20 protein-coding genes and 1 pseudogene are annotated in these 25,458 nt (G+C 56.6%); 4 read left to right on the top strand and 17 right to left on the bottom strand.

Annotation, left to right across the window (positions count from 1 at the left end):
• Positions 1-268 precede the first annotated feature (268 nt).
• From ACCD02_RS09525 to ACCD02_RS09445, 17 genes and pseudogenes are all read right to left on the bottom strand, one after another.
• Entirely contained in the window at positions 269-523 is a 255-nt protein-coding gene (locus ACCD02_RS09525; protein WP_413300690.1) for a hypothetical protein, read from the bottom strand.
• A gap of 38 nt (positions 524-561) precedes the next feature.
• The gene (locus tag ACCD02_RS09520) at positions 562-2,733 is read right to left on the bottom strand and encodes a methyl-accepting chemotaxis protein (protein WP_413300688.1); all 2,172 of its coding nucleotides are present in this window, start codon (positions 2,731-2,733) and stop codon (positions 562-564) included.
• Between the two features lie 155 nt (positions 2,734-2,888).
• Positions 2,889-3,839, bottom strand: a complete 951-nt coding sequence (locus tag ACCD02_RS09515; RefSeq protein WP_413300686.1) for an HD-GYP domain-containing protein — start codon at positions 3,837-3,839, stop codon at positions 2,889-2,891.
• A 530-nt stretch (positions 3,840-4,369) separates the two neighbouring features.
• On the bottom strand, positions 4,370-5,440 hold the full coding sequence (locus ACCD02_RS09510; RefSeq protein WP_413300684.1) for a protein-glutamate methylesterase/protein-glutamine glutaminase: 1,071 nt from the start codon (positions 5,438-5,440) through the stop codon (positions 4,370-4,372).
• Positions 5,412-5,957, bottom strand: a complete 546-nt coding sequence (locus ACCD02_RS09505) for a chemotaxis protein CheD (protein ID WP_413300682.1) — start codon at positions 5,955-5,957, stop codon at positions 5,412-5,414. The genes ACCD02_RS09510 and ACCD02_RS09505 overlap by 29 nt, the downstream gene beginning before the upstream one ends.
• The gene (locus tag ACCD02_RS09500; protein ID WP_413300680.1) at positions 5,950-6,753 is read right to left on the bottom strand and encodes a CheR family methyltransferase; all 804 of its coding nucleotides are present in this window, start codon (positions 6,751-6,753) and stop codon (positions 5,950-5,952) included. Before ACCD02_RS09500 ends, ACCD02_RS09505 begins: the two co-directional genes overlap by 8 nt.
• Entirely contained in the window at positions 6,750-7,298 is a 549-nt protein-coding gene (locus tag ACCD02_RS09495; RefSeq protein ID WP_413300678.1) for a chemotaxis protein CheW, read from the bottom strand. The genes ACCD02_RS09500 and ACCD02_RS09495 overlap by 4 nt, the downstream gene beginning before the upstream one ends.
• A gap of 55 nt (positions 7,299-7,353) precedes the next feature.
• Positions 7,354-7,866 (bottom strand): chemotaxis protein CheW, encoded by a 513-nt coding sequence (locus ACCD02_RS09490; RefSeq protein WP_413300676.1) that lies wholly within the window; start codon positions 7,864-7,866, stop codon positions 7,354-7,356.
• A 3-nt stretch (positions 7,867-7,869) separates the two neighbouring features.
• A complete protein-coding gene (locus tag ACCD02_RS09485; RefSeq protein WP_413300850.1) occupies positions 7,870-9,408 on the bottom strand; it encodes a methyl-accepting chemotaxis protein in 1,539 nt (512 codons plus the stop codon).
• A gap of 375 nt (positions 9,409-9,783) precedes the next feature.
• Positions 9,784-10,281, bottom strand: a pseudogene (locus ACCD02_RS09480) (MCP four helix bundle domain-containing protein); the annotation flags it as partial.
• Positions 10,282-10,304: 23 nt separating this feature from the next.
• The gene (locus ACCD02_RS09475) at positions 10,305-12,464 is read right to left on the bottom strand and encodes a chemotaxis protein CheA (RefSeq protein ID WP_413300674.1); all 2,160 of its coding nucleotides are present in this window, start codon (positions 12,462-12,464) and stop codon (positions 10,305-10,307) included.
• A gap of 4 nt (positions 12,465-12,468) precedes the next feature.
• Positions 12,469-12,786 carry a lipid asymmetry maintenance protein MlaB gene (locus ACCD02_RS09470; protein WP_413300672.1) on the bottom strand — a complete coding sequence of 106 codons (318 nt, stop codon included), beginning with the start codon at positions 12,784-12,786 and terminating at the stop codon, positions 12,469-12,471.
• A 34-nt stretch (positions 12,787-12,820) separates the two neighbouring features.
• Positions 12,821-13,189, bottom strand: a complete 369-nt coding sequence (locus tag ACCD02_RS09465; RefSeq protein WP_413300670.1) for a response regulator — start codon at positions 13,187-13,189, stop codon at positions 12,821-12,823.
• A gap of 14 nt (positions 13,190-13,203) precedes the next feature.
• Positions 13,204-14,247: a methyl-accepting chemotaxis protein gene (locus ACCD02_RS09460; protein WP_413300848.1), complete on the bottom strand. Its 1,044-nt coding sequence runs from the start codon at positions 14,245-14,247 to the stop codon at positions 13,204-13,206.
• A gap of 298 nt (positions 14,248-14,545) precedes the next feature.
• Complete coding sequence (locus ACCD02_RS09455) at positions 14,546-15,175, bottom strand: response regulator (protein WP_413300668.1); 630 nt, start codon at positions 15,173-15,175, stop codon at positions 14,546-14,548.
• Positions 15,172-18,072, bottom strand: a complete 2,901-nt coding sequence (locus ACCD02_RS09450) for a PAS domain S-box protein (protein WP_413300666.1) — start codon at positions 18,070-18,072, stop codon at positions 15,172-15,174. Before ACCD02_RS09450 ends, ACCD02_RS09455 begins: the two co-directional genes overlap by 4 nt.
• A gap of 568 nt (positions 18,073-18,640) precedes the next feature.
• On the bottom strand, positions 18,641-19,867 hold the full coding sequence (locus tag ACCD02_RS09445; protein ID WP_413300664.1) for a XylR family transcriptional regulator: 1,227 nt from the start codon (positions 19,865-19,867) through the stop codon (positions 18,641-18,643).
• 153 nt (positions 19,868-20,020) lie between these two features.
• On the opposite strand from ACCD02_RS09445, the gene xylA reads away from it, so the two are divergent.
• The 4 genes from xylA (at position 20,021) to ACCD02_RS09425 (ending at position 25,263) form a co-directional block, all read left to right on the top strand.
• Complete coding sequence (xylA, locus tag ACCD02_RS09440; protein ID WP_413300662.1) at positions 20,021-21,337, top strand: xylose isomerase; 1,317 nt, start codon at positions 20,021-20,023, stop codon at positions 21,335-21,337.
• Between the two features lie 113 nt (positions 21,338-21,450).
• The gene (gene xylF, locus ACCD02_RS09435; protein WP_413300660.1) at positions 21,451-22,449 is read left to right on the top strand and encodes a D-xylose ABC transporter substrate-binding protein; all 999 of its coding nucleotides are present in this window, start codon (positions 21,451-21,453) and stop codon (positions 22,447-22,449) included.
• Between the two features lie 132 nt (positions 22,450-22,581).
• The gene (gene xylG / locus ACCD02_RS09430) at positions 22,582-24,126 is read left to right on the top strand and encodes a D-xylose ABC transporter ATP-binding protein (protein ID WP_413300658.1); all 1,545 of its coding nucleotides are present in this window, start codon (positions 22,582-22,584) and stop codon (positions 24,124-24,126) included.
• Positions 24,127-25,263 (top strand): sugar ABC transporter permease, encoded by a 1,137-nt coding sequence (locus ACCD02_RS09425; RefSeq protein WP_413300656.1) that lies wholly within the window; start codon positions 24,127-24,129, stop codon positions 25,261-25,263.
• The last annotated feature ends 195 nt before the right edge of the window (positions 25,264-25,458 follow it).

The following is a 25,458-nucleotide window of genomic DNA, read 5'->3' as shown; positions in this document are numbered from 1 at the left end:
AACATATTCTTCAGGGATATGTGGGACCGGCTTTAGCCGGGAAAACGGTGGTCCAGATATCCAAGGTCTATCTGCTGCACCGCCCATGGCCCGCCCATGAGCTCAACTCCTCGCACAAAGGCTTGATACAGACTGCGCAAAGGCTCAAAAAAATGCTCCGAATCGAAAGAGACGGAGCATGTTTAGTTAAGGTCGTCACGAACTCGCTTCAGAACAGCCAATCGTGCAACTCTCGACGCTTATGAATTTCCCGGTCATTGCCCAATGGTCATGCTTGCGACTGTGGGTCGAGGGGAGTAACCAGGGCCTGCACTCTCACTTCACTGACCCCCCTTGCTTCCACAAGATTTCTTATGGCGTGGGAAAGCATGCAGCTCCCGTCATCACTGCGATAGAGGATGCCAAGGCTGTCCGCGACATAGCGCCACTTATGCGCCTCACCGCAATCTTCTGCACTGATATAAAGCGTTTGTTCAAAGCCATGCTGGGTAAAGCTGATTTTATAGTTAGTCAGGGCAGGCATAGGATTCTCCTTCGACCGTTAACGGTCACATAGCAGGTTTAAATACCTTGGGTGCTTTTGACTTTGAAACGGCTGAGCTCAAGCTGCATGGCGCTCGCCCGTTCCGAAAGATTTCTGGCGGCCAACGCACATTCCTGGGAGTTGGACTGGTTTTGCTGTGTCACTTCATCGATCTGCTCAAGGCCGATGCTGGCCTGCTGTAGCCCGGATGCCTGCTCACTGGACGCCTGGTAGATCAGCGACACCAGGTTTGAGACCGTTGTGGTTCCATTGACGATGTTGCGCAGCGAGTCAGCCGTGCGCCCGGCGATGATCATGCCGCGCTGGGTCTTGGTCGACGAGTCGGCAATCAAGGCTGCCGTTTGCTGCGCCGCCTCGGCGCTGCGCGCGGCCAGGCTGCGCACTTCATCGGCGACTACCGCAAAGCCACGGCCCAATTCCCCGGCTCTGGCAGCCTCGATGGCCGCGTTCAACGCCAACAGATTGGTTTGCGCCGCAATGTTGTCGATGGTGGTGATAATGGCGGTGATGTCTTTGCCTGAGTTGTCGATTTCAGCCATGGCAGCAATCAACTCGCTCATCAACTTGTCACTTTCACCCGCATCGGCACGTGACACCTGAGATTGCTCATCGGCCTTTTTCGCATTGGCAGCGTTGTCCGACGTCTGCGCAGCCATCTGTGTCATCACCGCGCTGATTTCAGTAATCGAGGAGGCGGAATTGGAGGCGCCGTCCGACAACGACTGGCTCAGATCGGTGACTTGGGCGGAGCTTCCGGTGATGTGCGTGGCGCTGACCTGTACTTGCGAAATCAGGCTATTCAGGTTGCTGACCATTTTCTCCAGGGATCTGCCCAAGGTGTCCTGAGGCGACGAGAGACGGACCTCCAGATCCAGATCGCCTTCGGAAATACGCTCGGCGACCCGGACCTGGCGTTGCAGGCTTTCCGACATGTCATTCAGGGCAAACGCCAACTGTCCGACTTCATCCTCGGATCGTTGGACCAGACGCCGGGAAAAGTCGCCCAGACTGATGTTCGCAGCCAACGCCGCCGCTTCACGAATCGGCCCGACGATTTTGGCGGTGGCAATCCAGAGAGCGACCAGAGCCAGCAGAGAAATAGTCACCCCTACCGCTATCTGCCAGATGCTGTTGGTGAGACTACGCGACTGCATCTCTTGCTCAAGTACGATTGCCTGACTCATCACCACGGCCTTGGGCAAGCGGATCAATATGGCCCACGGTTTGCCGGTACGGCCCAGCTGAATAGGCATCAACACTTCAATATTCTGGCTGTCCTGATTGAGCCGGCTTTCACCGCGCCCGCCCTGAATATCGGCCAGACGCTTTTGCCAGGTATCGGGCAGCAGGCCATTGAGCGGCTGGCCGATCAGATCGGCACGCTGGCTGTCAGCAACCACCAGTCCCTGATTGCTCAGGATTGAGACGGAGCCTTTGCCGCCGTAAAGGCTGGCGGACATCTGTTCGATAAGTTTCTGGATGAAGGAGATATCAAAGTCGGCCCCCACCACACCGTAAAATTTGCCATCGGCCAGAATCGGCACGGAAAGCGTGGTCAGCCAGACATTCTTGCCTTGCACGATATAAGGGATGGGGTCCAATACACTTTCTGTCTGCGTGTCGCGTGGGCCCGAATACCAGCCCCCTTTTAGTACCCCGTTGGGATGGCGAGCCTGGGAGTCATATTCGACAAGGGGCTGGACGGCAATATGGCCGTCCGCACTGCGTGTCCAATAAGGTGTGAAACGTCCGGTTGAAGGGTTGTTGCCTCCCTCATCCTTGCGGAACTCTTGATCCTGTCCGTCCACGGCGCCCGGTTCCCAGCAGCTGTAAGTGCCGTTAAAGTCGGGATTGTCTTTAAGCACGCTGAGCAACATGCTATTCATCTGATCCCGGCCCAATGCCAGTGGGCTGTGTGCGATTTTGCTGGCCGCGAATGTATTGGCCAGTGTGCGCGCAGCATCCAGCGCATTTTGCAACTTTGCCTGGATAGCGTTAGCCCGGGACTCTGCAAGGTTTTGCACTTCGCGTATCGTTGAGTTTTCAATCAACGTCGCCACTTCTGCAGATACATATTTTTCGTTGGCAGTGGCTGAGAAAAGCCCATAAAGGACCAGGCTGGCCGATGATATAAACAGGCACAAGCCTGCGGTAAAGCAAATTCGCGTCTGCAAAGACTTGAACTTCATGGTATTCCCTCCACGGCAATCAATGCCGACGCCACTGACGTCGGTGCTCAGATGTATTTACACGCTCGGCAAAAACTGCACGTTATCTGCTGCTTGCCTCAATGACCGGCGAATCAATAACCCGAGGCCCTTGAGATGACAGCTATAGAATGAAACTAAACCTTCTGACAGTCGGTATCTTCCTGCCACAGCGACTCAGTATTTTTGAACCCATAGCGCTGGGCAGGAACACACTCGGCGATCCGTTCTTTTTGCAAAGGATCACTCAGGTCGACGATTCTGGTTTTTATATGGATGTTCAATACCGGCAAGAAAAACAATTTCACTTTAGGCGTCAGCAACGCATGAGGGTGTTGCTCAATAACAACACCGATACATCCACTTTTCAGTTGCACAATGGACCCCACAGGGTATATCCCCACGGACTTTAAAAACGCCTGAAATATCCTATCGTCAAAGTGCCCCTCACATTTGGACATGTGCCTGATGGCAGCGGCAGGATCCCACCCCTCGTTGTAGGGGCGCTCGGAGGTGATTGCGTCATAAACATCGCAAACAGCGGCCATACGGGAAAACAGGCTGATCTGCTCGCCAGTCAATTGATGCGGGTAGCCCTGGCCATCCATCCTTTCGTGATGGTGCAAGCACACATCCACGATCATCTCGCACACCTGCGATGTGGCTACCAATTTTTTTTCACCCTCAACGGGGTGGGTGCGAATCAGTTGGTGTTCATCGTCGGTCAATCGACCGGGTTTATTGAGGATGGCGACGGGAATGGCCATTTTTCCGACATCGTGCAGCAGACCGGCGAGCCCTGCCCTGCGGGTCAATGCTTCGGGCAACCCCAGTTGATTACTCAAGGCGATCATTAATGCGCAGACGGCGACCGAATGCATGTAGGTGTAATCGTCGATGCTCTTCAGCCGCGCGAGGCTGATAAATGCGTCGGGATGGCGTGAAATCGAACTGGCAATTTCATCGACCAGCGCGCCGATGTTATCCAGGTCCAGTGCTTTGCCCTGGCGCGCGTTGCGGAATATCTCAACCACCGCAGCCTTGGCCTGCGCGCAGATTTTTCTGGCAGCCAATAGCTCCTCATTCATCGCTGTTCTCATCAGGACGGGGGCGCGGGAGGGCAACGTCGGTGGTGTAGAAACGTTGTTGTGTGATGTCGAACTGTCACATCCCAAGGCGCAGCGAACATTCAACTCTGGATAAGCGGGATGATCCCTCCAGGAGGGCCTGGCCTCAATGTCGAGGCCGAACGGGTGGAGCTCACTACATTTCAACATGACAGGCCTCGCAGATTTTTATTATATGACTTATCTATAGCGCCTCCATGGCTTGACTGATCTTTATCACCCCATCATCGAAAACTGTACAGCCGTAAAAACCATTGCTTGATCTTAACTATTCGCCACGCCCTCCATAATTGATATAAGACTTTGGCATGAGCGACCTTTCGAATGACTATTAATTGACGCCACGTACTTGGCAGGAATACATATTGAGCGACCTATACACCTTCCAATCGACATCTCATAATATTATAGCGTGTGAAATATTCATGAAAAAAAATAAAAGACGGATTTATATAATTAAACACGCATTTGATCTTTCCCTGGCGGCCCTCTCAACGGCTTGGCTGCATCGAGTGCAGAATCGCTGCGGCGATATGGTCAAGGGGTAGTTCCCGTTCCACCGCGCCTAATTTAAACGCCTCCTTGGGCATGCCATAGACCACACAGGATTCTTCATCCTGACCAAGGGTTCGAGCACCACTAATAAGCATTTCCTTTAGACCACGGGCGCCGTCATCCCCCATTCCCGTCATGATGATCCCCAGCGCGTTACCGCCAGCACTGCGGGCGACTGAGCGAAACAGCACATCAACGGAAGGGCGATGTCGACTTACCGGAGGACCGTCGACAATTTCGACCTGATATTGGGCGCCGCTGCGTTTGAGTAACATGTGCCTGCCACCAGGAGCAATCAGTGCACAACCGGGCATGACTCGATCACCATTTTTTGCCTCCCTGACCTCAACCTCACACAGTCGATTAAGACGCTCGGCAAAAGCTGCGGTGAAGTGCTCAGGCATATGCTGCACGATCACGATTCCCGGACATACTCTGGGCAAGGCGGTCAACACACGTTCCAGGGCTTGAGTACCGCCGGTAGAGGTACCAATGGCGACAATGTGCTCGGTAGTACGGGCCATGGCCTGCGTGCCCGGCGCGAGGATGACGTCGGCATTCAACCTCACAGGAACACGGTCGTTGGCTGGCACCATGCGTTTCATATTGGCCCTGGCTGCAGCCTTGACGGCGGCAATCAATTCATCGGAACTTTCGGTCAGAAACTGGCGCAAATTGAGTTGCGGCTTGGTAACAATGCTGACCGCACCGGCGGCCAGTGCCTGCATGGTGGTGGCCGCGCCCTTCTCGGTCAGCGTGGAACAGATGACCACTGGTGTGGGATGTTCGGCCATCAGCTTCTTCAGGAACGTAATCCCGTCCATCCGCGGCATCTCTACGTCCAGCACAATTACATCCGGCCATTGCCTGTTCATTTTGTCCATGGCGAACAACGGATCCGCTGCCGAGCCGATCACCTCTATGGCAGGGTCTTGTCCCAGGGTCGCCGTCAGTACCTGACGCACCACGGCGGAATCATCAATGATCAGCACTTTGATAAGGCTCATGTCGAACGCTCTTCATTAAAGGGGCCGGGGGCCGCGGCAGGGCCAGGTAGTTGAGTTCAATATTGCCATTGGCAAGGTCGAACACCACGGTTCGATAGCCCACGCCTTCCACGTGGAAGTTGTGGCAATGCAAATGATGTAATTCGAGCAGGTGCCTGGCTTGCTCCACATTGCGCCGACCCAGGTAGTTGTCGTCCGGGCGCACACGGCCGGGGAACATGTTTCCGCCGCCAAATACGCTGATCCTGAACTCCTTGGGCTGAGCCTTGAGTGCCTGTATACGACCGAGCATCAATTCGAGGGCCTCATCGCCGTAACGACCGTCCAGAGCGCGCGGGTTCATCGCGACCCGACAGGGCAGCAAGTAGTGACACATCCCTCCCAGCAAGCGCCGCGGGTGCCAGAACACCAACGCAACACATGATCCCAGGACCGTCCGCAAACGCACCGCGCCGGAGCCGAAAGACCACTCGCCAGGATTCAGATTAAGCTCGCGGGACGGCCGATTTTCAGGCATGCGGCCTCCGATAGATTGAAGGCTTGACCAGTCGCAGTTGATCGGTGATGCCGTTGAGACTCTCCGAATGACTGACCAGAAAATATCCGCCGGGCCTGAGATGGCTGATCAGCCGCTTGACGACTTGTACTTTGGTGTCGGAATCAAAATAGATCATCACGTTGCGCAGGAAGATCACGTCAAACATCCCCAGCTTCGGCAGCGGATTATTCAAATTGATGGCCTGGAAATCGATTCGCGACGCCAGTGCCGGTTCGACCATGAAGCAACCATGATTTGCACCCACACCCTTGAGGCAATATTTGTTGAGCAGCGCTTCAGGAATACCGCGCGTACCTTCGAGGGGGTAGCGCCCTCGACGGGCTTTTTCCAGTACCCGACTACTGATGTCCGATGCAACGATCTCCCAAGGCCGACCGACGAGATTGTCCGCCAGAATCATTGCCAGGGTATAGGGCTCTTCACCTGTCGAACAGGCGCCACTCCATATGCGCAAAGGCCCGCTGCCACGTAGTTCGGGCAACACGACATCGCGCAGGAAATCAAAATGCTTGGGCTCGCGAAAAAAGTAGGTTTCATTGGTCGTCAGCATGTCAACCGCCACCTGCAACTCGGCGCTGTCTTTCATCAGTAGCTTGTAGTAGGCGCCGTAGGTGTTGAGCTTGAACACTTGCAATCGCTTGGCCAGCCGGGCACTCACCAACTGTTTCTTGGCATCGGACAGGCTGATACCAGCGATTTGATGGATGAAATCACGAAACTGTAAGAATTCGGCATCGGAGAGAACCACGTTCATAGGGACGCTCCCGAAGAAGTATCGAGCAGTTGAAGATCCTGGTGTTCGGGGGTGCTCAGCGCGTCGATCTGCTCCAGAGACAACAACCGATCGATATCCAGCAACAGCACGAAACCACTCTCAAGCTTGCCGATACCCAATAGAAAATCAGCCGTGACATCAGTACCGAACCTCAACGAAGGTTCGATGTTCTGGTCCGCGATTTCCAGCACCTCACTGACCGAGTCAACGATGATCCCCATCGGCTTGCGCAGGGAATCGACCTGAACCTCAAGAATTACAAAGCATGTCCTGGAGGTCTGCACCGTGCGTTCGCCACGAAAACGCATGCTCAGATCCAGCACCGGGACGGCGACGCCTCGCAGGTTAATGACGCCACGGATGCTGGGGGGCAACAGAGGCACGCTGGTAATCGGACCATACTCAATGATTTCCCGCACGTTAAGGGTGCCGACGGCGAACATCTCATTCCCAAGCAAAAAGGTGAGGTATTGGCTCGGGCTCGAAACAGCGGTGTTGCCTGGACTTTCAATAGTTAGAGCCATGACTCACCTCGTTGGGATGACGTTCCGGTTGCGCCTGGATGCACCGTTCTGCGCGTTACGCTCTCATCAGGCTGGCCATCTCATCGACGCATAGAACATGCTCGACTTGCAGCAGCGTGACGAAGTCGCCCCGCACCTTGATCATCCCCTTGATGAAGTCAGTGCGAATATGATTGCCGAACGCCGGCGCGGGCTTGATATCACTGTCGAGTATCTCGATCACTTCACTGACCGAGTCGACCACAATCCCCAATACCTGAGACTCACCCTCGCCGACCGCCTCCAGAATGACGATGCACGTGCGGATACCCAGTACCGTAGCGCCCTTGCCAAAGCGCGCCTTGAGGTCCACTACCGGCACTACCGAGCCGCGAAGATTGATAACCCCGCGCAGGAATGCCGGCATCATCGGCACCGTTGTCACCTGGTTGTATTCGATGATTTCGCGAACACTCAGCGTATTGACCGCATACATTTCGTGCGCGGCCAAAAAGGTCAGATACTGCAAGGGTTCATTTGCTTGCGGCACTGGCGTGTAAGCGCCCGGCATCACGGCTGAGGCACTCATGGGTCAACTCCCGAAGCGGACGAACCCGCCCTGCGCCGAACAATCATCCTGCTCAAGCGCCATACGCGTCATGACGGGCCGCGAAACAGGTCGGCCCGACCGCTTGCTTTGCACGGTGAAAAAGCCCATGAGTTCTTGCAACTGCTCGGCCTGGCCACTCATTTCCTCCGCAGTCGCCGCCAGTTCTTCGGAAGCCGAAGCATTTTGCTGGGTCACCTGACTCATCTGGGACATGGCACTGTTGATCTGCTCAGAGCCGATGGATTGTTCTTCTGAAGCGGCCGCAATTTCTTGTACCAGGTCAGATGTCTTGGCAATCGAAGGCACGATTTCATCGAGCAGATTGCCCGCCCGTTCGGCCAGCGCCACGCTGTTCTTGGCCACTTCACTGATTTCCTGAGCGGCAATCTGACTGCGCTCGGCCAGTTTGCGTACTTCTGCGGCTACCACTGCGAAGCCTTTGCCGTGCTCTCCGGCCCGGGCAGCTTCGATAGCAGCGTTCAGCGCCAACAGGTTGGTCTGGTAAGCGATGGAGTCCACGATGCCGATTTTCTCCGCGATGGTCTTCATCGCCGCCACCGTATCTTTCACGGCCCGGCCGCCTTCCGAAGCTTCCTTGTTGGCTTTGCCCGCCATGCCGTCAGTCACTTTGGCATTTTCGGTATTCTGGGCAATGGACGCCGACATTTCTTCCATCGACGCCGAGGTCTGCTCAACCGACGCCGCCTGCTCTGAGGCCGACTGGCTCATGCTTTGGGCCGTAGCGGAAATCTCCTCCGAGGCACTGGACAACGAGTCCGCAGCCCCGCGCACTTCGCCGATGATCTCCGAGAGTTTTTCCACGGTGCTGTTGACCGACGTCTTGAGTTCCAGAAACTTGCCCTGGTAGTCGCCGCTGATGGTGCGGGTCAGGTCACCGCCGGACATCGCCGACAAGACCTCCATGGCCTCGGTAATCGGGACGATGATCGCATCAAGAGAACCATTGATCCCCAGGACGATACGCCGGAAATCACCCTGATGCCGTGAGCTGTCAGGCCGGGTATCCAACTTGCCAATCATCGCACTGTCGCTGATTTGGCGCGTGTCTTCGACCAGAGCCACGATGTTGGCGCGCAGTTGTTCGATGTTTTCGTTGATGAAGGCTTTTTTGCCCGGGAATTGCTCGAGAGGCGCCGACAGATCGCCTTCGCCGAAAGCGCGGATACACGCCATGGCCTTTTTCTTTACGCTGATATGGCCGTTGACCATCTCATTGATACCCTGGCCAATTTCACGGTATGAACCGCAGAAGCGTCCGGTATCAATCATGACGTCGATGTCACCTTTTTCATGCTCGGCGGACATATGTTTCATTTCGCTGATAAGCGCGAGAATGGTGGTGCGCAACAGTTCAATGTTTTCATTGATAAAGGCTTTTTTGCCCGGGAATTGCTCAAGCGGTGCCGACAGATCCCCTTCACCAAACAGGCGGATACACGTCATGGCTTTTTTCTTCACCGCGATATGACCGTTGACCATATCGTTGATACCTTGAGCCATCGAACGAAAACTGCCGTGGAAGCGCTCAACATCGATCTGCGCGTCGATATCACCCTTGTCGTGCTCGCTGGACATGCGGTTTATCTCCGCGACGAGCGCCTGCAACCCCGTTCCCAATTGCTGCATTGAAGCTGTCAAGCTTGTGGTGTCACCTGGTTTGAGCACGGTGTGCGTACTCAGTTCTCCCGCGGACAAGCGTTCAGCGAAGGCGCGAACAACCTGCGGCTCGGCACCGAGTTGGCGCATCAAACTGCGCCCCAGCCAGACACCGATCAATACAATGGCCAGAAAGGTCAAGGCGCCAACCAGCAAGATAATATTGCGGGCATTCTGCTCGGTACGTGCGGCCAGGATCTGCCCTTTTCGACCCAGTTCAAGATTGTATTGGCGCACTTCGGAGATGGCCGTTTGAATCGCGTTTTGCAACGGCTGGCTGGCCTCGAGCAGCCCGCGGGCACTGGTCTTGTCACCGTCGTCAACCGACTTGTCGAAACGCGCCTGCACGTTGGCAAACTCGCCCAGCCTGGCGCGCAACTGGTTCAACAGGGTTGCATCGTGCTCGTCAGAAACCAGGTCGGCCTGGTAATGATCCAGGGCTTTGCCGATAACCGCGAAGTTCTGCGCAATGGCCCCTGAGTAAGAGGGAATGGCGGTTTTCTCCGCGTCATTCAAATGCTGCCATTGCAGGCCACGAAGGTCGGCAAAGGCCCCGGCGGCGCGATCCACCTCCACCAGAGTGGGCACGGTATTGGCATTGGCGTAACTGGCAGTCGAGTTGATTTTGTCGGCCAGATAGACGCTGGAGCCTCCCAATACGAGAACCCCCAGCAGTGCGGTGAGAACCAGCAGCGTAATACTTTTTATAACGGTCATGGCGAGAAACTCCTGATGACACTTCATTGAGTCAATAAAGGACTTTGGATCGAACGGTTGGCCGTTTCCCTGGCGACATTTCCCAACAAGTTGGGGATATCCAGAATCAAGGCGACAGCCCCACTGCCCAGGATCGTGAACCCTCCCAAGCCATGGGCATCACCAAACACTTTGCCCAATGGTTTGATCACGGTTTGAAACTCCCCCTGCAGGCGATCGACCACCAGGCCCGCACGCAGACCTGCGTATTGCACGACAACCACATTTTCTCGATTGCCTCCTGGCTCCTGCACATCAAACATGTCCCTTAGCCTCAGGATGGGCAGCACATCCCCCCTGAGATCCAGATAGCCGCTATCGGCCCCATGCTCAGGCGACAACTCGATGCATTCCTCCACCATGTTCAGCGGGATCACATAGGAACCCTTGCCCACCCCGATCAGAAAACCATCGATGATTGCCAGGGTCAGGGGTAAGCGGATCCGTACTGTTGTACCGTGCCCTTCTTCGCTTTCGAGGCTCACGTTGCCGCGCAGGGCGGTGATATTTCTTTTCACCACGTCCATGCCCACCCCACGGCCAGACAGGTTGCTGACCTGGTCGGCGGTGGAAAATCCCGGTTCGAAAATCAAATTCAGAATGTCTTTTTCCGCCAGGAACTGCCCCTCCCCCAGCAGCCCGCGTTCGCGGGCCTTGGCCAGGATTTTGTCCTTGGCCAGACCGCCGCCGTCGTCCGACACCTCAATAACGATGCTGCCGGATTCGTGATAGGCATTCAGGCGTACGGTGCCCTGGGCAGGCTTGCCACGGAGCAGGCGAATGGATGCCGCTTCGATACCGTGATCCATAGCGTTTCGCACCAGGTGCGTCAGCGGGTCGCCGATACGCTCGACCACGGTCTTGTCCAACTCAGTATCACCGCCGTCGATGTGCAGCACGATGTCTTTGCCCAGCTCTTTGGACACATCGCGCACCACTCGCTGGAAGCGCGTGAAGGTCGCGCCAATCTGCACCATGCGCAAGGTCAGTGCGGAGTCGCGCACCTCCTCGACGAGCCGCGACAACAGACCTGTAGCCTCAATCATCTCGCCAAGCCCACTGCGCACCGCCAGCAGATTGGCACCGGCACCGGCGATGATCAGCTCACCGACCAGATTGATCAGTTGATCCAGCTTGCCAGCATCGACCCGAATCAGATTGCCTTCGTTGCTGGCGCCCGCCTTGCCGGCCTTGATCAAGGGGGCAATCGAACCCGCCAGTACTTCGGGCTCGGCTGCAGGATCGGCTGGTGCTTGCACGCTGTCCTGACTGATGAGCGCGGCCTGAGACTCAGTCAATGTGCCGAACCGAACGAACAGTTCGAGCAAATCGGTACGGTCTTGCGCCAGAGCGTCAATGTGCGTCCGACAAGCCTCAATCGTGGCCTGGGGTGCGAGGATCAGTACAAGGGCGTCATCGCGAACAAAGTCAAAGGCACCGTCGATGACCTCACGGGAAGCGTCACTGGCCAGCGCAAGCTCAAACCCCAGGTAATTGGTTTCCGGATCCATTGCAGCCAACGAAGGCAACGATTCAAAGAGCGTGACGGTGTGCAACAAACGCCCTAACGTGCTCAAGTAACGCAGGAAAGCCAGAGGGTCCATGCCGTTACGCAACACATCAGGGCCAAAGCGCAGAGACAAATGCCAGTGACCAGGATTCAGACGCTCGCCATCGGCAACCTGCGGCGACGACCGCGTAACCTCGCGAGTCGGCGCATCTGTCGATTCTGCGCTCTCCATATACAACGCGAGCCGGTCACTCAGCCCCTGCCCCTGGGCCCGAACCGCTTCATCCAATCGATCAAGGTTGCCATCTACGGCCAGCAGGTCGATCAACTGGTTGATGTAGTCACGCGCCTCGAGAAACAAAGCGCTCAGAGCCTCGTCGACGCGCACTTCCAGGCTGCGTACCCGATCCAGAACACTCTCGGCCACATGCGTGAAATCAACGATTGGCATCAAGCCAAACAACCCCGCCGAGCCCTTGATCGTATGAGCAATACGGAACAGGGCATTAATGGTGTCGAGGTCCTGCGGTGACTGTTCTATCTGCAGCAGCGCGTCTTCCATCTGCAGCAAAAGCTCGCGGCTTTCGGCAATAAAGGTCTGCAGTACGTCATCCATATTCATTGGCTGTGCCATGCGGTCATGCTCCAGCCAGGTGAACCAAGGGGGTATCAGCGAAGTAACCGTCCAGGCCGCTGAGTCGAAAGGTTTCGATTACCGTCGCACTGGGATTACTCAACAACAAATGCGTCCCCTCTTTAAGGGACTCGCGTTTGATCAGGATCAACAGCTGCAACCCCGCGCTGTCCAACTCATCGACGCAGGACAAGTCCAACTCGACCTCATGCGCCAGGGGGAATAACGACAACAGCACTTCTTTTTGTTCGGTGGCCGTATAGATCGTCAGGGGGCCTTCCATGACCTGGATTCGACGCAGCATCGGGACAGTGCTTCTCATGGAAAACCTCCTGGCCAGCAACCGCCGGCCATCACTATGGCAAGACTAACTTGGAGACCGCGTTGAGCATTTGTGCCGGTTGAAAGGGTTTGACCATCCAGGCCTTGGCACCGCAGGCCTGTCCTTGTTGCTTCATTGCGTCAGTGGTTTCGGTGGTCAGCATGATGACCGGCGTGAACTTGTAGCCCGGCAGCAACTTGGCGGCTCTGACGAAACTGAAGCCATCCATGTTCGGCATGTTCACATCCGTGACAATCAGGTGAACTTTGCGGCCGTCCAGTTTTCTCAGCGCATCTCTGCCATCACAGCCTTCGATCACGTCATAACCCGCCTCTTTGAGCGTAATGCTCACCACCTGCCGGATGGAGGCCGAGTCGTCGACGACCAAAATGGTTTTGCTCATTGGAAAAAGCTCCTCTAGAAAAAGGTGATTTCGCTGGCATCCGCCTTGGCGTGAGGTGTGCCACTATGAATGGCATGCTGTTCCGGCATGGTGTAGGTGGTTGAAAGCTCTTGCAGCCAACGGTCGCTGGCCATCGGCGAGAGGACATCCCCACCGCGACTCAACTCGTGGCGCTCGGTCAATTGTTGTTGCAACTTGCTCTGGTCACGGGTAATCAACGTCAACATCTGGCTGACCCGGTCCTGAAACTGCAACGCGACCAGCACTTGTGCGATCTCGTGGGCAACGGCTGCGCTCTGCTGTTGCAAGTTTTGACTGTTATGAACGATGGTCTGGGCGTTACCGCGAAACTGTTCGATGACTTGAGAAATCACCCGCTCCGAATCGGCAAGGGTCAAGGTGTCTTGCTCAGCCTGATGGCGGGATATCTGGACGGTGCGGGCAATCGCGGCATTGATGGTTATGACTGTTTCGCTGATCTTTCTTCCGGTCTCACCGGACAGGCTCGACAACTTGCGAACCTCATCGGCGACCACCGCAAAACCTCGTCCCGCCTCACCCGCCCGCGCGGCTTCAATAGCGGCATTGAGGGCCAGCAAGTTGGTCTGAGTGGCGATGTCGCCGACAAACTTGGCCATCTGCTGAAGTTGCTCGGTGAACCCGGAAAGTTGCATCACTTCTTTGAGTTCGCTCTCTTTATTACAGAGAGCGGTACGCAAGGCCAGGACGATGGAATTGAGATCATGCTGACCCACTTCCAGCAAGTCGACCAATTGTCGCGAAGCATCCTGGCCACTGCTGCCAGACACACTGTGGCTGATGTTGGAGGCGAGCGTTCCGAAACGTTCGCTCAACTTAAGAATCGACGTTTCGCTGATCAGGCGGGCAGCTTCTATTTGTCTGGACCAGATCGGTAACACGTTGAGGCAAACGTCCGCCAGGCCGCTATCAACGGCCAGCGCCGCCGACACTACAGTCGATGGAGCGAGCGGGTCTTGCAGACTGTGCCACCGGGCCTGGTAACGCTTGTTAGCCCAGAGCCCCAGGCTGATACACATAACAAACAACGCCGCCCCCACCGCCCAGGCACTGAAACTATTGCCATAGGCAACCGCAAGGCCCCCGAGCAGGCCTGCAGAGGCAACCGGGAACAGCGTCAACGCAGCCGAAGGGGGTGATGTTATCTCTCTCAAAATCCGTCTCCCGGTAAAAGCATCTTTTCGCCGGTTGACCGACGGTTCGAGTGCTTAACCGAGATGATGGCAAGATGATGTCATTGCCACCATCGGAGCATTCCTATTCTTGGGTAGGAATTCAGGGAGACCAGGTAGGAAAATTCCTACGCTAGTGTGTTGATCACGAAATACCCAGTGTCATGGCAAAGCGGACTATGTCCGCCGTGGAGCAAAAACCCATCTTTTCCATCAGCCGGGTCTTGTGGGTACTGACCGTTTTGTTGCTGATGATCAATTGCTCAGCGATCTGATTGACGCTCATGCCATGGGCCAGCAAACGCAAAATCTGGAATTCGCGATCAGAAAGGCTTTCGACATAGGTCTGTTGCTTCAAGCCACTGCTTTGCAGGGCAATCTGTTCTGCCAGCCCGGCGTCCAGGTAACGCTTACCGCTGAACACTCGACGAATGGCAGCCAACAAGGTTTCCGGGTCACTGTCCTTGGTGAGATAGCCCAGTGCACCGGCACGTAGCGCACGTTGTGCAATGTGGATTTCGTTATGCATGCTTAATACCAGAATCGGCAGATTCGGGTATTGGGTATGCAGTCGGGCAATCAAGACTTCACCGCTGATGCCGGGCATATTCATATCCAACAGCAGCAGGCCTATCTCGACCTCACGCAAGAGTTCGATCAGTTGTGTTCCGCTCTCGGCTTCGGCCACTACCTGCACGTCGGCGACCAGGGCGAATAGCTGCTTGAGTCCTTCACGCATGATGGTGTGGTCATCGGCAATCAGCATGCGAATCATGAATACGTATCCTCGTGCATAGGTATGAACGCTTGAACCGTGGTTCCCTGTCCGGGGTGGCTGAAAATGATCACTTTGCCGCCCAACATCAGGCCTCGCTCACGCATCCCTGCCAACCCCAGGGTCTGGCGGCCGACAGCTTCAGGGTCAAACCCCTTGCCATTATCCTGAACCTCCAACAGCCAATGGGTTTCCTGAGGGCTCAAGGTTACTCTGACCTGTGACGCTTCAGCGTAGCGGGCAATGTTGGTCAGGGACTCCTGCACCACGCGAAATGCCGCAGTAATGTGAGTATCGGGGAGCGTCAGGGGAATTGAAGGCAGGTGCAGCACACAGGGAACCCGGGTCAAGGTGACGAATTCGGCGGTCAACCATTCCAGCCCGGAAACCAGCCCCAGATTCAGTGCAGATGGCCGCAGACTGGTCGATACGTTGCGTACCACCTGGATTGTCTTATCGGTCAAGGCCATCAACCGCTCAACCTGAGGGGTGAGTTCAGGCGTGGCGACTCCAAACTGAAACTTCAATAACGATATACCCATGCGCAACGCCGTCAGGTGCTGGCCCAGCTCGTCATGAATTTCCCTGGCGATGAGTTTGCGTTCCTCTTCCCGTGCCGTTTCCCGACGTGTCGACAGATCACGCAATTGTGCGTTGGAATTGGCCAGGCGTCTTTCGGCAGCACGCAACTTGGAAATATCTCGCCCCACGGCAAGCACACTGACGACTCGCTGACCATCGACCTCCGGAACAAAGTGGATCAACACCACCTTGGGCGCGGTTTTCAAACCCGACAGCAGGAACTCTTGCTCGGTCGCTTTATTTTGATGAATCACCTGGGCAACCAACTCCCGAAAAAGTTGGGCTTGAGCATTGATGGGAGCCAAGTGATCGATGGCCACTCCCATCAACTCGGGCCAAGTCGCGCCCACCCACTTTTTAAGTTGGGCGTTGAGGTACAGCACCTCGCCATGAGCACTCAACCGAATAACTGCGTCAGGACTATTTTCTACCAATGTATTGATGTCGTGCTGCAGTGCCAGTTCTTTCTGTCGAGCCCTGGTCGACAGGGTAATGTCACGGCTGATGACCAATATCCGTGGGCCCTCGCCTCTCGGATCCGCCACCGGTATCAGGGTTAGATGCAGGTTACGCACTTCATTGCGAAGCACCACATCTTCCTCTGATTCCACCACCCTTCCGGCAGCCATGCATTGCTCGCAGAGCGCCTGAATTTTTTGCGCGCTGGATTGATCGAATATACGTTCTATCGCTTCGCCGATAACGTCCACGTGGGCGGCGCCCAGCGCTCGCAGTAACGCAGGATTCACGTCGACACAACGCAGGCGGCCGGCCTGCGTAACCTCTAACAGGCAAAGCATGTCCAGGGTATGGTCGAAAATGTCCCGGTAACGACGCTCGCGCTCCCTGAGCAACGATTCAGATCGCCAGCGCCCAATGGCGATAGCAGCAATATGACACGTCTGCTGCACTCGCTGAATATCGCTCTGCGCTGGCTGGCGACCGGGTAGCAGAGATAACTGGAAAGCACCGAGCACTCGTCCCTGATTGTCCACGATCGGTTCGGACCAGACGGCCTCAAGGCCCGCTGCAGGCGTCGCCGGAGACGGCACACATGGCGACGGTGTACGGCTTTGCGGTTCGGCAAGTACAACGCTACAGCCACGATGAGGCAATGCCAGTTGAAGGTAGCTCACCAGCAACGCCAGCGTTTCATCCAAAGAGGCTCCCGTGGCCATGTTTTCGAATATACGCAAGCGTGCATCTTCGAGAACCTGCTGCTTACGCAGCTCGGTAATATCGTGGGCCATCGCCAACACCCCGACGACTTCACCTGAGTTATTGCGTTCAGCCATCAGGCTGACTGCGCAACTTACATACTCACCACTGTTGGTAATAGCCCACGTGTTTAAAAATTGAGCCGTCTCACCCGTCTCTACCACATGACGCAGTTGATTTAGGTAGTCGCCAGCCCCCTCTTCGGGGCTCCCCCCTATCGCTTCTTCATAGGAGATGCCGGTCAACAGCAAAAATGTCGGATTAACGTAAATGCGATTCAGATTGCGGTCATAACGGACAATAATGTCGGGGGAGTTTTCTGCCAGTGTGAGAAATTTGAGCTCGCTGCCCATCAGCGTTTCACGAAGCTGCCAATTTTCTGTGATGTCTTCCAATTGAGATATAAAACAGGATGGCTCTCCGCGATCGTCGCGAACCAACCCCACGGTCAACCGCACCCAGACCACTTGGCCGTCACACCGAATGTAGCGCTTATGCAACGTAGCGCCATGTCTTTCACCGCGCTTCAGCTCATCAATCAACAACTTGCCAACTTCCCGGTCGTTGGGGTGAGTGAGCGCCATAAAAGTGGTGGTTCGCAAATGCGCTTCGCTGTAGCCAAGCATCTGGCAAATGACGCCATTGGCCCGCAACCAGTGACCGTCCAATGCCACTAACGCCAAACCTGTACCGGCGGAATCGAAAAGAGACTTGAGGGGTATCTCAGAGAAGCTTTCCAAACTCGAATGACTAGGCGACTGCTCCAGGCGAGGAATGACTTCAACAATAAAATACTCTTCGCGCCACAACGTCAGCGACACGCTCAACCTGCCGCCCCCCCTGGCGCCGGCCTCAAAGAACCCGCGAGACTGCCCGGCGGCCTTCTCCAGCGCGGCGTGAAACAGCCAATGGTCCTCCGTGTGCAGAAGGAGGAGAAAATCAGTTCCAACGTCGGAACACACACCGTTTTTTACCTGTACTTGCGCGAACGCCGGATTGCCAGTGACGACCCGGGCAGCGCGATCCAGCGCCACAACCGCACCCGACAGGCACCCAAGCACGCTGGTCAGGGTTTGCAGCATGTCATCGTCAGCCATCCAAACTCCTTCGCCCACGGGTCAGCGGCCGTTCTTGCCTTTCGGCAACCGCCCCCATGGCGAACTATAAAATGATTATTGACGGTAAAAAATAAGACTTTAGTTCCCCCTGCGAATAACACAACGGGCAAAACTGAATAGACCTGGAAAAACCCGAACATCAACAGAACCAACCCACAAAAGTCCGAATCACCTGCAAAAAAACAGCAGACTCACTAACAATACAGGCCGGTCAGATTAAAAAACCGCCCCTATCGCGTAATAAGCAGTTGAACCACTGTTTACCTCCCCTATTTAAACTGGCCCAACGCGCCGTTCACAGGTTGATTTCAAGGTACCGTGAATACCATTAAGTTCCCCGACAGGAACAAGACTGTTTCAATCCGGCAACTAATATCCGACGAATACACTAAACAACCCTGAATACGCTTGCCGCAGGACCTACTGAAAACAATAAAGAGACCAGCGTCTTTTTAAACACCTGCAATACCCGGCGTGCTTGCCCCGCAATCACTCAGTCTCGCACGTGGCGCATTCCTGGGAACGTCCATTGCCGCCATAAAAATCCTCAGAGGTGTGTCCGATGCAAGTCCAACGACGTATGGCTGTAGCCGGCAAAGTTTTCAGGGACTTGCTGATACTCACGCGGCGTACAGCCAAACTCACGCCGAAACACCGTGTGCAGGTACTGCGCCGATTTGAAACCACACTTCTGGGCGATGTCGGCAATCGCCGAATCGCTATGCTCCAGCCCATTGGCCGCTGCCGCCAGCTTGAAACGCAGAATCTCGTCGTGCACGCTGCGGCCACGCTCCTTGCGAAAATGCGACTCCAGCGAGGAGCGCGACACGCCGACGTAGGCCGCAACCTGGGCGGTCTTGATGCCCTGGCAGGCGTATTGGCGGATAAACAGCAGCGCCTGCATTACGTACGGGTTACCCAAGGGTTGATGCAAGCTCGACGCCTGCACATTGATCGCTTCCGGTGGCACCAGGATCTGCGTGCCGGTGCAGGGTTTACCGTGCAGCATCTGATGCAGCAGCGCTGCAGCGGTACGGCCCATGGTCTCGGTTCCCTGGATCACCGAACTCAGGGGGACTCGCGTGAGGGTACGGGTCAGCGGGTCGTTGTCGATACCGATCAGCGCCACTTGCTCCGGCACGGCGATGCCGGCGGTGAGGCAGGCTTGCAGCAACTGTCGGGCGCGGGCATCGGTGACCGCGATGATACCAACGGGTTTGGGCAGGCTGTGCAGCCAGGCGATTTGCTGCTCGACAGCACTGTCCCAGAGCGGTGCACTGGTGCCCAGGCCGCGATAGATCTCGACATGCAGGCCGTCGCGTTGCATCAGTCGGCGAAAGGCGCTTTCCCGCTCCTGGGCCCAACGATTGGCCTGGGCCGGCGGCAGGCTGAAACAGGCAAAGCGGGTCAGGCCGGCCTCGATAAGATGCTCATACGCCAGTTTCATCAGCGCGTAATTGTCAGTGGCTACGTAAGGAATACCATCAGGGTAGGCGCGCGTGTCCTCATAGGAGCCACCCACCGCCACTACTGGCAATTTGCTCCCGGCCAGCGCCTCGCCGATCAACGGGTCGTCGAAGTCGGCAATGATGCCGTCGCCGTGCCAGCGCTCGATACCTCGGAGACGGCAGAGAAAATCCTCCTCCAGAAACAGGTCCCACGACGCGCGAGTGCTGCTCAGGTAGTTGCCGATGCCGGTAATGATTCCACGGTCGTAAATCTTGCTGCCATTGAATAACAGCGCGATGCGGTGAACGGGCGGTAGGGTTTTCATTGTTTTTGTCCTCGGCCGATCACCACAGACTAGGCCTGTCCACGCCAGAGCTCAATACGCAAAAACGCACTGCACCCTGATGATTTTCGTAATCGGCGGGTCGGGGGCCATTGCTAGTATCGGGGTACCGCCAAGAACAATAAGGAAAACGCCATGCCGTACTTCCCCGATGTCGAGAAGGTCCGCTTCGAGGGCCCCAGCAGCGACTCCCCCCTCGCCTTTCGCCATTACGACGCCAATAAACTGATCCTCGGTAAACCCATGCGCGAGCACCTGCGCATGGCCGCCTGCTATTGGCACACCTTCGTCTGGCCGGGCGCCGACATGTTTGGCGTGGGCACCTTCAAACGCCCATGGCAACGCAGCGGTGACCCCATGGAAATAGCCATCGGCAAGGCCGAAGCCGCCTTTGAGTTCTTCTCCAAACTGGGCATCGACTACTACAGCTTCCACGATACTGATGTTGCTCCCGAAGGCAGCTCGCTCAAGGAGTATCGCAATCACTTCGCGCAAATGGTCGACCATCTGGAACGTCATCAGGAACAGTCCGGTATCCAGTTGCTCTGGGGCACCGCCAACTGCTTCAGCAATCCGCGCTTCGCTGCCGGTGCCGCCAGTAACCCTGATCCGGAGGTGTTCGCCTACGCCGCTGCCCAGGTGTTCAGTGCAATGAACGCTACCCTGCGTCTCAAGGGTTCCAACTATGTCCTGTGGGGCGGCCGTGAAGGCTATGAGACCCTGCTCAATACCGACCTGAAACGCGAGCGTGAACAGCTCGGGCGCTTTATGCGCATGGTGGTGGAGCACAAACACAAGATCGGCTTCAAGGGCGACCTGTTGATCGAACCCAAGCCCCAGGAGCCGACCAAGCACCAGTACGACTACGACAGCGCCACGGTATTCGGCTTTCTCCACGAGTTCGGCCTGGAACACGAGATCAAGGTCAATATCGAGGCCAACCACGCGACCCTGGCCGGGCACAGTTTCCATCACGAGATTGCGACCGCCGTGTCTCTGGGGATCTTCGGCAGCATCGATGCCAACCGTGGCGATCCGCAGAACGGCTGGGACACCGACCAGTTCCCTAACAGCGTCGAGGAAATGACCCTGGCCACCTATGAAATCCTCAAGGCCGGCGGGTTCAAGAATGGCGGCTACAACTTTGACTCCAAAGTGCGCCGCCAGAGCCTGGATGAGATCGACCTGTTCCACGGTCATGTCGCCGCCATGGACACCCTCGCACTGGCCCTGGAACGCGCGGCGGCAATGGTGCAGAACGACCGTTTGCAGCAATTCAAGGATCAGCGCTATGCCGGTTGGCAGCAGCCCCTGGGCCAGGCAGTACTGGCGGGAGAATACAGCCTCGAATCACTCGCCGAGCATGCCTTCGCCCACGAGCTGAACCCGCAGGCGGTAAGTGGTCGACAAGAGATGCTTGAAGGGATTGTGAATCGTTTTATTTACACCTGACACGCGGTGACAATCGCGCGACAAATCTCTGCGCGCGAAGGTCGCCATACGCTCTACAGTTCTACCCGCACCACGCTGTGTCTTTTCCAACAACAATAAAAGGACGCAACACCATGAATAGACTCGAACGTACCCTGCTCGCCAGTGCCCTGGCTCTGCTCGCCCTGCCGGTGATGGCCGACCCTGCTCACCCGAAAATCGGCTTTTCCATCGATGACCTGCGCCTGGAGCGCTGGTCCCGGGACCGTGATTACTTCGTCGCAGCGGCGGAGAAGCTCGACGCCAAGGTCTTTGTGCAGTCAGCCGATGCCAATGAGCAAAAGCAGATTTCCCAGATCGAAAACCTCATCTCCCGGGGCGTCGATGTGATCGTTATCGTGCCGTTCAACGCGACGGTGCTGACCAATGCCGTCGCCGAGGCCAAGAAGGCCAATATCAAAGTAGTGTCTTATGACCGGTTGATCCTCAACGCCGATATCGACGCCTATATTTCTTTCGATAATGAAAAGGTCGGAGAAATGCAGGCCAACGGCGTACTGCAGGCGGCACCCAAGGGCAACTACTTCCTGCTCGGCGGCGCCCCCACCGACAACAACGCCAAAGTACTGCGCGAAGGCCAGATGAAGGTGTTGCAACCGGCCATCGACAAGGGCGATATCAAGGTTGTCGGACAGCAGTGGGTCAAGGAATGGAACCCTACCGAGGCTTTGAGCATCGTCGAAAATGCCCTGACCCGGAACAATAACAAGATCGACGCCATCGTCGCCTCCAACGATGCCACCGCCGGCGGTGCAATCCAGGCCCTGGCCGCGCAGAAACTGGCGGGCAAGGTGCCCATTTCCGGCCAGGACGCCGACCTCGCCGCCGTCAAGCGGGTGATCGACGGCACCCAGACCATGACCGTGTACAAGCCGCTCAAGCTGATCGCCTCGGAAGCCGCCAAGCTGTCGGTGCAACTGGCACGTAACGAGAAGCCTGCGTACAGCTCGCAGTACGACAATGGCAGCAAGAAGGTCGACACCATCCTGCTCACCCCGACCCCGTTGACCAAGGCCAATATCGATCTATTGGAGAAGGACGGGTTCTATACCAAAGAGCAGATAAAGCCATAGGTGCCGCGCTGTCGCAGCAAACGGTGATCCGTTGGGGAGAAAGCAGCTCCTGCAGGTCCATACCTGCTGCGCGACAGCGCAATGTCTGGGGCGCGAAAACCACTCCATCGGCCTTTCGTGTGAGCCATCGTCATGTCGCACTACCTGCTGCAAATGAAAGGCATCGTCAAAAGCTTTGGCGGTGTCAACGCGCTGAACGGTATTGATATCAAGGTACGGCCGGGGGAATGTGTCGGCCTGTGCGGTGAAAACGGTGCAGGTAAATCCACCTTGATGAAAGTCCTGTCGGCGGTCTATCCATACGGCACCTGGGAAGGGGAAATCCTCTGGGACGGGCAACCGCTCAAGGCCCAGTCCATCAGTGAAACCGAGGCAGCCGGCATCGTCATCATTCATCAGGAGTTGACCCTGGTGCCCGACCTGTCGGTGGCCGAGAACATTTTCATGGGCCACGAGCTGACGTTGCCCGGCGGGCGCATGAACTACCCGGCAATGATCCATCGTGCCGAAGCGTTGATGCGCGAACTCAAGGTGCCGGACATGAACGTCGCCCTGCCGGTGTCGCAGTACGGTGGCGGCTATCAGCAACTGGTGGAAATCGCCAAGGCACTGAACAAACAGGCGCGACTGCTGATCCTCGATGAGCCCTCCTCGGCCCTGACCCGTTCGGAAATCGAGGTGCTGCTCGACATCATTCGTGACCTCAAGGCCAAAGGCGTGGCCTGCGTGTACATCTCCCACAAGCTCGACGAAGTGGCCGCCGTCTGCGACACCGTCTCGGTAATCCGCGATGGCAAGCACATCGCAACCACCGCCATGGTCGATATGGATATTCCACAGATCATCACGCAGATGGTCGGCCGCGAGATGAGCAATCTCTACCCCACCGAGCCCCATGACATCGGCGAAGTGATTTTCGAGGCGCGCAACGTCACCTGCTATGACGTGGACAACCCCAGGCGCAAGCGTGTCGACGATATTTCCTTCGTGCTCAAGCGCGGGGAAATCCTTGGCATTGCCGGTCTGGTGGGTGCCGGACGTACCGAACTGGTGTCGGCGCTCTTTGGTGCCTACCCCGGCCGCTACAGCGCCGAAGTCTGGCTGGACGGCCAACCGATCGATACGCGCACGCCGCTCAAATCCATCCGCGCCGGGCTGTGCATGGTGCCCGAGGACCGTAAGCGCCAGGGCATCATCCCTGACCTGGGCGTCGGCCAGAACATCACCCTGGCGGTGCTCGACACCTATGCCCACATGACCCGGATCGACGCCGAAGCCGAACTGGGCAGCATCGACCAGCAAATCGCCCGGATGCACCTCAAGACGTCCAGCCCGTTCCTGCCCATCACCAGCCTGTCTGGCGGCAACCAGCAAAAAGCCGTACTGGCGAAAATGCTCATGGCCAGGCCGAAAGTGTTGATCCTCGATGAGCCTACTCGCGGCGTGGATGTGGGCGCCAAATATGAGATCTACAAGCTGATGGGCGCGCTGGCGGCCGAAGGCGTGTCGATCATCATGGTCTCCTCGGAGCTGGCCGAAGTACTGGGAGTATCCAATCGCGTGCTGGTGATCGGCGACGGCCAGTTGCGCGGCGATTTCATCAACCAGGGGCTTACCCAGGAACAGGTACTCGCCGCCGCGCTCAGCCAAAACAATAACAATCGGAAAACCGCGTAGATGAATCAGGTCAAACACCTATTTACCCGCTACAAAATGCTCGCTCTGGTGATCGCCGTAGCAGTGATCTGGCTGTTTTTCAGCTGGCAAACCGAGGGCGGATTTCTGACCCCGCGTAACCTCTCCAACCTGCTGCGGCAGATGTCGATCACCGGGATACTGGCGTGCGGCATGGTACTGGTGATCATCAGCGGGGAAATCGATTTGTCGGTGGGTTCGTTGCTCGGTCTACTGGGAGGGCTTGCTGCGATTCTGGACGTGGTCTATCACATCCCGCTGCTGGCCAATCTCAGCCTGGTAGCGCTGTGCGGTTTGATAATCGGGCTGGCCAACGGTTATATGACCGCCTACCTGCGCATCCCGTCGTTTATCGTCGGTCTGGGCGGGATGCTGGCGTTTCGCGGCATCCTGCTGGGGATTACCGGCGGTACTACCATTGCGCCGGTCTCGCCACCACTGGTGTATGTGGGCCAGGGCTATCTATCCCATACCGTGGGCCTGGGGCTCGGTATCCTGCTGTTTGCCCTGACCCTGTTCCTCACCTGGAAACAGCGACGCAACCGTGCACTGCATGGTTTGGCCGCGCATTCACTGGTGCGCGATGTATTACGCGTGGCATTGATCGGCGCCGTGCTTGCCGGTTTCGTCACCACCCTGAACAGCTACGACGGCATCCCCGTACCGGTACTGCTGTTGCTGGTGCTGCTCGGGGTGTTCAGCTACGTCACCAGCCAGACCGTGTTCGGCCGTCGCGTCTACGCGGTAGGCAGCAATATGGAGGCCACGCGCCTGTCGGGCATCAACGTACAGGCGGTAAAACTATGGATCTTCGGCATCATGGGCGTGATGTGCGCCCTTGCCGGGATGGTCAACACCGCCCGCCTCGCCGCCGGCTCCCCTTCGGCGGGCAACATGGGCGAACTTGACGCAATCGCTGCCTGCTTCATTGGCGGCACCTCGATGCGCGGCGGATCGGGCACAGTGTATGGAGCATTATTGGGGGCGTTGGTAATCACCAGCCTGGATAACGGCATGTCAATGCTGGACGTGGACAGTTACTGGCAGATGATTGTGAAGGGCAGCATTCTGGTACTGGCGGTATGGGTGGATGTGAGCACCCGGGCCGGACGGCGCTGATTCGCGTATTCAATGACGGGAACGAGGTTTTCGTAGGCACTGCCACTGCCCAAGGCTGCAAACCAGTGTGCCCGATTCGCAGCCTTCGGCAGCGCCAACCGGTGATGGATAGGCTGCATGCCTGAGCGGGCGAGTGAAATCTATCGGTTGCCGTCTTATAGATGGCAACTTGCCCAGTTGAGCAAAAAGTAACAG

It is taken from the genome of Pseudomonas sp. Pseusp88 (assembly GCF_047303955.1).
Lineage (GTDB): Bacteria > Pseudomonadota > Gammaproteobacteria > Pseudomonadales > Pseudomonadaceae > Aquipseudomonas.
This window is presented reverse-complemented; position numbering and strand designations above follow the sequence as displayed.